This is a genomic window from Streptomyces sp. NBRC 110028 (assembly GCF_001417735.1).
Taxonomy (GTDB): Bacteria; Actinomycetota; Actinomycetes; order Streptomycetales; family Streptomycetaceae; genus Streptomyces.
In genome coordinates this window covers 1-6,418 of the sequence record NZ_BBUZ01000082.1, presented here as the reverse complement: position 1 = coordinate 6,418, position 6,418 = coordinate 1, and the positions used below count along the sequence as shown (strand labels likewise).

The 6,418-nt window shown below is 71.4% G+C and carries 2 protein-coding genes; both read right to left on the bottom strand.

Annotated elements, in window-relative coordinates; all coding sequences use genetic code 11:
- Positions 1-837, bottom strand: an 837-nt coding sequence (locus tag ASC60_RS38275) for a polyketide synthase (RefSeq protein ID WP_234357335.1), incomplete at its 3' end; no start/stop codon positions are given.
- Positions 838-906: 69 nt separating this feature from the next.
- Positions 907-6,372, bottom strand: a complete 5,466-nt coding sequence (locus ASC60_RS38270; RefSeq protein WP_370593027.1) for an SDR family NAD(P)-dependent oxidoreductase — start codon at positions 6,370-6,372, stop codon at positions 907-909.
- Between the last annotated feature and the right edge of the window lie 46 nt (positions 6,373-6,418).

Genomic DNA, 6,418 nt, shown 5'->3' with positions numbered 1-6,418 from the left:
CACACCCACACCCTCGGCAGCACCAAAACCATCCGCCGAAGCCGCGAACGCCTTGCACCGGCCATCCACCGACAAACCCCGCTGCCGACTGAACGTCGTCAACGTCACCGGCGACGACATCACCGTCACCCCACCCACCAACGCAAGCGAGCACTCACCCCGCCGCAACGCCTGCACCGCCAGATGCAACGCCACCAACGACGACGAACACGCCGTATCCACCGTCACCGCAGGCCCCTCAAGACCGAACGTGTAAGCAACACGCCCCGAAGCGGCCCCCAATGTGGTGCCGATGGCGAGCTGGCCTTCCAAGCCTTCGACCATGCGGTAGGGGCTGCCTGCGTAGCCGGTGCTCCACGCGCCGATGTACACGCCGGTGTCGCTGCCCCTCAGATCGGCGCGCTTGATGCCGGCGCTCTCGAAGGCCTCCCAGGACGTCTCCAGCAGCAACCGCTGCTGCGGGTCCATCGCCAACGCCTCACGCGGCGAGATACCGAAGAAGGCGGCGTCGAACTCCCCCGCCTCGTGCAGGAAACCGCCCTCACGCATGTACGACGTACCGGCCCGGTCCGGATCGGGATCGTACAGGCGCCCCAAGTCCCACCCGCGGTCCTCGGGTAGACCCGCGATGCCGTCACCGCCGCTGTTCAGCAGGTCCCAGAACTGTTCGGGCGTGTTGACGGTGGCGTCGACGCCGCCGGGAAACCGGCAGCTCATTCCCACGATGGCGATCGGCTCTCGGGCGCGTTCCTCGGTCTCGCGGAGTCGATCGCTGACCTCCTTGAGTTCGGTCGTGGCGCGCCACAGGTATGCGCGCAGCTTCTCCGCCTCAGCCACCGAAACCTCCCGGTGCGTCGTTTTCCCCAGCAGAAGGACGAAAGGACTCGCTGACTCGGCCGGCGGCCATCACGTCTCCAACCGCTTGTCGAGGAAGGCGAAGAGATCGTCGTCCGACGTCCACGCCGCCGTGTGCTCCCCAGTTGCTTCGGGTTCCTGGGCCTGCCCGGACTCGCCGGTGCCGCTACGGTTGTCCGCGTTGCCCGGCGGACCGACCAGGAGGTGTGTCCACTGCGAGGCGTAGGCGGCCAGCCGCGTGGCGATGAGCGTGCGCGTCTCCTCGTCCGCCGCGGATGCCGGTCCGCCGGGTGACGCGGCCGCCGACAGGAGTTGCTCCAGCCGTTCCAGTTCGGCGAGCAGCGGGGCTGCGGCGGGTTGTGTCGCGGGAGCGAGGAGTTCGAGCAGGTGATCGGCGAGCGCCCTCGGGTTGGGGTAGTCGAACACGAGCGTGCCGGGCAGGCGGAGGCCGGTCTCGGCGTTCAGTCGGTTCCTGAGTTCGACAGCGGTCAGGGAGTCGAAACCGATGTCCCGGAAGGCCTGTTCGGCGTCGATGGCCTCGGCGCCACTGTGTCCGAGCACCAGGGCGACGTGGCCGCGGACGAGGTCCCGCAGGGCACGACGTGGGTCCGGTGCCGCCGCCAGCTCCCGGGCGAACGCCTCGGGGCCGGTGGCAGGGGCGGCGGTCGCGGCACCTGCCCGCGCCGGCGGCCTGTGCCGCACCCGGACCAGGCCACTCAGCAGCGGCGGCAGTGTTCCGTCCGCGGCCCGGTTCTCCAGCGCGGCGTCGTTCAGGCGCATCGGCAGGAGAACCGGCTCGCCGAGTTCCGTCGCCCTGTCGAACAGGTGCAGGGCCTCGTCGGTCGGCATGGGCGCGATCCCCGCCCGGCTCATCCGGTCACGGTCGATGTCGGCCAGGCCGCCGGTGAGACCGCTGGCCTCGTGCCACAGCCCCCAGCCGAGTGACACGGAGGTGAGCCCGCGGCGCGCCCGGTGTCGGGCGAAGGTGTCCAGGAACTGATTGGCCGCGGCGTAACTGCCCTGGCCGGGCCCGCCCAGCATGCTCGCTGCCGATGAGAAGATCACGAACAGGGCCGGGTCGAGGTCGAGTTCGCCGATCAGTGACTCCAGGGTCAGGGCCGCGTCCACCTTGGGTTTGAGGACGGCGTCCACCCGTTCAGGGGTGAGCGCGGACACCACGCCGTCGTCGAGCACGCCGGCCGTGTGAACGATGCCCGTGACCGGATGCTCGGACGGCATGTCCTCCAGGAGAGCCTTGACCGCCTTCCGGTTGGCGACGTCGCAGGCCGCCACCGTGACCTCGGCACCCAGCGCACCGAGTTCGGCCGCAAGGGCGGGGGCGACGCCGCTGCGGCTGACCAGCAGCAGCCGGCGGACGTCGTGCTCGGCGACGAGGTGACGGGCGACCAGGGCTCCCAGCGTGCCCACCCCGGTGATCAGCACGGTTCCCTCGGCGTCGAGCGCGGCCGGGACGGTGAGGACGACCTTGCCCACATGACGTGCCTGGCTGACGAACCTCAGTGCCTCGTGGGCGCGCCGCACCGGCCAGGCGCGCAACGGCGGCAACCGCAGGACACCTGCGTCGAAGAGCGCCATGATCTCGTCGAGCATCTGCCCGATCCGCTCGCCACCCGCCTCGGCGAGGTCGAAGGCGACGTACCGGATGCTCGGGACGCCGTCCGCCCCGACGACGCCGAGGTCGGTACGGATGTCGGTCTTGCCCATCTCGACGAACCGGCCGCCCTCGCGCAGGAGACGCGCCGAGGCGTCGACGAAGTCACCCGAGAGGGCGTTCAGGACGACATCGATCCCGCGCCCACCACTGGTCGCGCGGAAGCGCTGCTCGAACTCGGTCGTCCTGGACGAGCCGATGTGCTCCTCGTCGAGGCCCTGCGCCGCGAGAACGTCCCACTTGCCCTTGCTCGCGGTGCCGAACACCTCGGCATCCCAGTGCCGCGCCAACTGCACGGCCGCCATGCCGACGCCGCCCGCAGCGGAGTGCACCAGCACCGACTCGCCGCCGCGCAGGCCTGCCAGGTCGTGCAGGGCGTAGTACGCGGTCAGGAACGCCACCGGCACCGACGCGGCCTCGGCGAAGGACCAGCCGTGCGGCATCCGTACGAGCATCCGGTGGTGCGTCACGGCCACCGGCCCGAATCCACCGGTCACCAGGCCCATCACCCTGTCACCGGGCGCGAGCGTCGTGACCCCCTCGCCGACCTCGGTGACGACGCCCGCCGCCTCCGCACCCATGAGCCCCTTGTCCGGGTACATGCCCAGGGCCAGGAGGACGTCCCGGAAGTTGACCCCGGCGGCACGGACGGCGATCCGTACCCCGTCGGGACCCAGCGGGCGGGAGGCGTCCGGGCACGGCACCAGGGCGAGGTTCGCCAGGGTGCCCGCTTCCGTGACGTCCAGCCGCCAGGGCCCCGCAGCCGCGTCGACCACAAGCAGTCCCTCGTCCGTGGCGCGGGCCAGCCGCGGTACGTACACGGCGCCGGTCCGTATCGCCACCTCCGGTTCGGCCGAGGCGACGGCTCGGGGCAGAGCATCCCAGGATGCCTCGTCGCCGTCGATGTCGGCGAGCACGAAGCGGCCGGGGTTCTCGGCCTGGGCGGACCGCACGAGTCCCCACACCGGGGCGAGGAGCAGGTCAGGCTCGGGGTCGGTCTCGGCGACGGTCATCGCGTGCCGGGTGACGAGCACCAGCCGGGAGGCGGCGTGGCGTTCGTCGGCCAGCCATGCCTGCACCAGGTCCAGGGCCGCGTGGAGTGCGCTGTGGACGCCGGCGACCGTGATGGCAGGGTCCGGCTCGGCGGCGGACGGCCAGGGCCGGCTCCCCCGGGAGGAATCCGCTCCGGAGGCGGGGCTCAGGAGGCTGGTCACGACCAGCACGTCGGGAACGGTGTCCCCGAGCGCCCCCAGGTCCGCGAGGCTCTGCCGGTCCGCGGGGTGATCCGGCGTGTCGAGGGCGGTGACGACATCCACGCCCATCGTCCGGATGGCGGCCGGCACCCGGGGGCCGAGTACGGCCCAGGTACCGGCGGCGGCCCCGGCCTCGGCGGCGCGTTTCTCCTCGTACGTCGTCCCGCCCGCGCCGCCCCGGCGCCGGTCTGCGGGCGCGTCCTCCTGCACCCACTCCACGCGGAACATCGCCTGCTCCGCGCTCCCGCGCGCACGGGCGAGCTGCGCCGCGGACGTCGTACGCAGACGGAGGGCGCCCACCGTGGCCACCGGCGCTCCGGCCGGGTCGGCGAGAGCCAGCGCGACGGTGTCGGGACCGGCCGGTGAAACCCTCACCCGCAGGGACGTGGCCCCGGTCGCGTGCAGCGTCACGTCGCTCCAGAGGAACGGCAGGTACACCTGGCCGGGATCCTCGACGAACGAGCCGAGTCCGACGGCCTGGACCGCCGCGTCCAGCAGGGCCGGATGCAGGGCGTAGCCGTCGGCCGGTGTTCCGTCGGGCAGCGCCACTTCCGCGTACACGTCGTCCCCGTGGCGCCATGCGGTGTGCAGCCCCTGGAAGGAGGGGCCGTAGCTGTAGCCGCGCTCGACGAGCCGGGCGTACCGGTCCGATGCGAGAGCGACCGGCTCGGCACCCGCGGGCGGCCACACGCCAGTCGGCTCGGTGGACCGCGCCATCCCGGTACCGCCGGGAACGACGAATCCACTCGCGTGCCTCGTCCAGCGGTGGTCCCCGGCAGCCTCCTCCGGCCTGCTGTGCAGCTGGAGGGACCGGCGTCCGTCTGCCTCGGACGGCCCGAGGGCCAGACGCACCTGGAGGCCGCCCCTGTCGGGGAGCACGAGGGGCGCCTCGAGCGTCAGCTCGTCCAGTACGTCGCAACCGGCGCGGTCGGCGGCCTGGACGGCCAGCTCGACGAACGCGGTTCCCGGCAGGAGCACCGATCCGAGCACCTCGTGGTCGGCGAGCCAGGGATGGGTCCGCAGGGAGATCTGCCCGGTGAGCACCAACCCGTCGGAGTCGGGCATCTCCACGACCGCGCCCAGAAGGGGGTGGCTGGCCGCGGTGAGGCCCACGGACGCCACGTCGCCCAGGTTCGCGCCGGGGGCCGGTGCGGGCTTGGGCCAGTAGTGCTGTCGTTGAAAGGGGTAGGTGGGGAGGTCGACGGTGCGAGGGTTCGCGCCTTCGAAGGCGCGGGACCAGTCGACGGTAACGCCCTGGACGAAGGCTTCCGCGAGGGATGTGAGGAGTCGGTCCAGGCCGCCTTCGTCACGCCGTAGCGAGCCCAGCACGGCGGCGTTCTGGTCGAGGGCGTCGAGGGTCTGCTCGATTCCGGGGCTTAGGACAGGGTGTGGGCTGCACTCGATGAACGCGCCCATCCCCTGTGCGACAAGGCCTTCGACGGCTTCTTGGAACCGGACGGTCTCCCGCAGATTGGTGAACCAGTACTCCGCGTCCAAGGTCGCGGTGTCCAGCCAGTCGGCCGTCACCGTGGAGAAGAACGGCACGCTTGCCGATGTCGGGACGATCGTCGCCAGCGCCCCCAGTAGTTCACTACGTAACTGGTCCATCTGCGCGGAGTGGGAAGCGTAGTCGACCGGGACACGACGAGCCCGGACGTCCTCCCGCTCGCAGCCGGCCAGCAGCTCGTCCAGCGCCTGTGCGTCGCCGGAGACGACGGTCGAGGACGGGCCGTTGACCGCCGCGATCGACATCCGGCCGCTGTGGGGGACGAGCATGGTGCGGACGCGGTCGGCCGGGAGGCTGATGGAGACCATGCCGCCCCCACCAGCGATCCGGGCGATCGCCCGGCTCCGCAGGGCCACCACCCGCGCACCATCGGCCAGACTCAAGCCCCCAGCCACACAGGCCGCAGCGATCTCCCCCTGCGAATGCCCCACGACCGCGGCAGGCTCCACACCGTAATGCCGCCACGTCCGAGCGAGTGACACCATCACCGCCCACAACGCCGGCTGCACCACATCAACACGCCCAAGACCAGCCTCATCACCACCGCGCAGCACCTCGACCAGTGACCAGCCGGTCAACGGATCCAGCACCGCAGCGCACTCCGCCACCGCCTCCGCGAACACCGGGCACGCATCCAGCAGCCCAGCCGCCATCCCCACCCACTGCGATCCCTGACCAGGGAAGACGAACACCGCACGACGACCCTCAGCAGGAGCCACACCCCACACCACACCCGGCACAACCCGACCCACGGCAAAACCGGCCAACGACTCCGTCAAGGATGCGAGTTCGCTGCCGACCATCACCGCCCGGTGCTCGAACACCGACCTGGTGGCCACCAACGACCACCCCACATCGGACGCACTTACACCCGAAACATGCGCAGCCAAGCGTGCCGCCTGCTCACGCAACGCCCCCGCATCCCGACCGGAAACCACCCACGGCACCACACCCACAACAGAACCCGGACCCCGCTCCACCGACGGCTCCGCAGGCGCCTCCTCCACAATCACGTGCGCATTCGTGCCACTGATCCCGAACGACGACACGCCGGCCCGACGCACACGCTCACCCGGCAGCCACACCACCGGCTCAACCGCCAGCTCCGCTTCACCAGCCGACCAGTCCACG